A 3,251-nucleotide genomic window follows, 5' to 3' on the forward strand; every position below is an offset into this window, starting at 1 on the left:
ACGGATATGTGGAGGTCTTCTATCATCTTTGGGGCTTTTTCTGCCCAAAGATAAGGGTTTGGAGGATACAAAACGAGCCTTGCCCGGTTTATTTCACGGACAAGCCCCGTTTTTGTGGGATTTCAGTTTTCAGGTTTCGTTACTCTCCTTCAATCGGCAGCGTTCCTCCTTCGCCTTTTTCTTTGCTTCCTTCTTCGCCTCCAGTTCGTTCAGGATTTGCTTCAAAGGCTTCACTGCATCGGGACGTTCTTTCTTGAAGTGTTTGAAATAGATGTCCTCGATGAATTGGGGTAAAGGGGCTTTCCATGTTTCCTGCCGATGGTTGTCTATCTTGCCTAACTTATCGGGATTGAGACCGAGTTCACGCGCCATCTGTACGTGGGTGTCGGACAGCCGATGTTTTTTCTGCGCCGTTATCCACTTTTCTATCTGCGATTTGTTTGTAGCCATATTTCCTGTTACTTAATTGTATGAAATGAATGTCTGGTTGTCCGAAGCGTTGAACACGACAAGGACTTCGGGCTGCTTCTCCTTCAGCCGCTTGTACTCGCACAGGGAGTTCAGCACCCATTCGCGGAACAGCTTCGTACAATAGGTGTTGATGCGGAAGCTGAGGAAAATGACGGCCTCCAGATTATAGTAGGTAACGTATCGCTTATCCTGCTTCTCCGTGATGGTTGCCTCGCTCTCGTTCAGGATGCGCGACTTGAAGATGGAGCGCATATTGGCGTCTATCGTCTGGATGAACACTCCGAACAGGCGGGCAAGCTCGTGCTTAGTAAGCCATACGTTGCCGTTCTCCAACTTGACGCTGACTGTGGGGTGACGGTTGATGTCCTCCAGCCCGGTGATGGTGATATTTCCTCTGTGTAGCATAGGGGTATCGTTTTATTTGGTAGGACAATATACGGATTTATTGGTTGTCATGATGTATTGCGCCGCAATTTTTTCAAACGGGGTGCAGTTACGCGCCACTCTGTCCATTTCGCGCTTGATGATGCGGTCGGTAACATAAGCATGGCGGCCGCGCAGGTCGAACCGCCCTAACATGCGGCATACCGTACCGGTGGATATGCCGTTTTTTGTCGTTATCGTATCCTTGAACGTATGGTAAGCCAGATACATGGTCATGTTCTTTTCGATGCCGCAGAGTTCCGCAATCTCTTTCAGATAGACATTCAGCCGTTGGTTGCTGGGGACGGGCAACAGTTCATCCGTTCCGGCAAACCGGACTTTGTACTTCTCCAATATCATTTGTGGGACAGGCAGCAGGGGAATGTGGATGAAAGCGTCGGTCTGCTCCCTTACCATGAAAATCCACTTCTGCCCGTACTTGTTGTGGAAATTCTCTTTACGGAGGGATTTCAGGTTCTGGTAATGCAGGCCTGTAAAGCTCGAAAAGATGAAAAGGTCACGCACCTGTTCCAAACGCGGTGTGTCAAACGTGGCTTTCATCAGTCTGCTCAATTCCTTTTCGTTCAGACTCACCGCCGTTTGTCTGGCTCTAAGCTGTCTTTCTATCGTTCTCATATTTGTCCTCCTTTCTATAATGCGTTCATGGATACATGCAGCCTGTCGGAAAGGGCTTCCATCTCGCTGCCGCTTTTCTGGTTGATTACCTTCGCGTAGATTTGCGTAGTGCGAATATTAGTATGTCCCAACATTTTTGATACGGATTCTATTGATACTCCGTTAGTTAGCGTAACGGTTGTGGCGAACGTGTGTCTTGCGAGGTGATAGGTCAGGTTCTTCCTAATTCCGCAAATATCAGCGAGTTCCTTCAGATATGCGTTCATCTTCTGATTGCTCGGCATGGGCAGGGCGCGGTGGTCGGGCTGTTTACCCTTGTACTTTTGCAGGATGCGCAGGGGAATGTCCAACAGGCGCACGTTGATGGGCACACCGGTCTTATGGCGCTTGGAGATAATCCAATAGTTGCCGTCCAGATACTTCTGGATATGTTCGTCTTTGAGCAGATATACGTCTATGTACGCCAACCCCGTCCAACAGGAAAATACAAAGACGTCGCGCACCCGTTGCAGGCGTTCCACTTCAATCTCCTTGTCCATAATGCTCTGGAGTTCGTCCATTGTCAGAAAGCCTTTGTCCACCTGAACGAAGGTGATGGGCTGCGTGAATGGGTTGAACTGGATAAGACCGGCGTTCCTTGCGCGGGTAACGGCTTTCTTGAACAGTTGCATCATCTTCGAGGTGGCGTTGTGGCCGACCTTCTTGTCCACACGCAGGAAGTTGCGGAAGCCGTTGATAAATTCCTCGTTGATTTCCGTCAATGGAATGTCTTTATACTTTTCTTTCCTGAACCTGAACTGAATGTATTCTTCCATACGGCGGTATGTCAGGTCGTATTTCTTGTAGGTGTTCTGTGAGAGCGACGTGCCCACTTCCTTCCGCTTTTCCTCGTTCATCTTCTTGAACACGGTCAGCAGCGTGTTGGCTTTCGTTTCAATGCCCAGATAGATGTTCTTCAGCTTCAGCGGTGAAGGGTAGCGGTTGTTTTCGATTTCCTTTTCGTAGATGCGGGTAATGTCGGTCTTGATTTTCTCTATCTGCGTGCGCAAATACACCGCCGTCGCACTACGACCGACTACGCCACCGTCCTTCCACATCTTCTTATCCACCATTAACTGTGAGTTGAACTGTACCTGTTCGCTGTCAATGGTGATGCGAACCATGATAGGATACTGCTTGTCCTTTCCCTGTTCCCTTTTCCTTGCGTAACAAAGTACGCTGAATGTGTTCCGTTTCATGCGCTTTTAAGTTTTTTGTTGCAAAAATACTGTTTGACAATCACTTGACGCAATCCACAGGCGGACACTTGGCGGCTATGAAACAGACATTTGAGGGTCATTGTCGTGTATCCTCATGAAATGAATCGTAAACGTGCCGGTTGTTTCCTTTTTCTGCTCAGGATTTTAGGTTACGGCGTGTCGATAAAATTGAACGTAAACAACGACAAATCAACGACATATCTACGAAGTCGTAACCAAAATTCCCGTTTTTTTTCTTGGTTACGATTTGGTTACTCGATTTGTCCAATTTTCGACTTCCAACGGGGTATTCATCTGTCGTGGTATAACAAAAAAATATCCCCAAAGTTACTGACTTTGAGGATATTGTCTTCGACTTTCTTATTTCAGTCTTTTTTCGTAAGCGGTGCGGACGGGACTCGAACCCGCGACCCCATGCGTGACAGGCATGTATTCTAACCAGGCTGAACTACCGCACCAAGA

At 47.9% G+C, this 3,251-nt stretch carries 4 protein-coding genes and 1 tRNA gene; all 5 read right to left on the reverse strand.

Going from position 1 to position 3,251, the window contains the following annotated elements:
* Positions 1 to 129: 129 nt before the first annotated feature.
* Positions 130 to 450: a hypothetical protein gene (locus M3090_RS15000; RefSeq protein WP_071150609.1), complete on the reverse strand. Its 321-nt coding sequence runs from the start codon at positions 448 to 450 to the stop codon at positions 130 to 132.
* A 12-nt stretch (positions 451 to 462) separates the two neighbouring features.
* Complete coding sequence (locus M3090_RS15005) at positions 463 to 876, reverse strand: hypothetical protein (RefSeq protein ID WP_071150608.1); 414 nt, start codon at positions 874 to 876, stop codon at positions 463 to 465.
* A gap of 12 nt (positions 877 to 888) precedes the next feature.
* Positions 889 to 1,530 carry a site-specific integrase gene (locus tag M3090_RS15010; protein WP_117616275.1) on the reverse strand — a complete coding sequence of 214 codons (642 nt, stop codon included), beginning with the start codon at positions 1,528 to 1,530 and terminating at the stop codon, positions 889 to 891.
* A gap of 14 nt (positions 1,531 to 1,544) precedes the next feature.
* Positions 1,545 to 2,768, reverse strand: a complete 1,224-nt coding sequence (locus M3090_RS15015) for a site-specific integrase (protein ID WP_072545349.1) — start codon at positions 2,766 to 2,768, stop codon at positions 1,545 to 1,547.
* A gap of 404 nt (positions 2,769 to 3,172) precedes the next feature.
* Positions 3,173 to 3,247: transfer RNA gene (locus M3090_RS15020), tRNA-Asp, on the reverse strand.
* Positions 3,248 to 3,251 lie beyond the last annotated feature (4 nt).

Source organism: Bacteroides sp. ET71 (assembly GCF_023336905.1).
GTDB lineage: Bacteria > Bacteroidota > Bacteroidia > Bacteroidales > Bacteroidaceae > Bacteroides.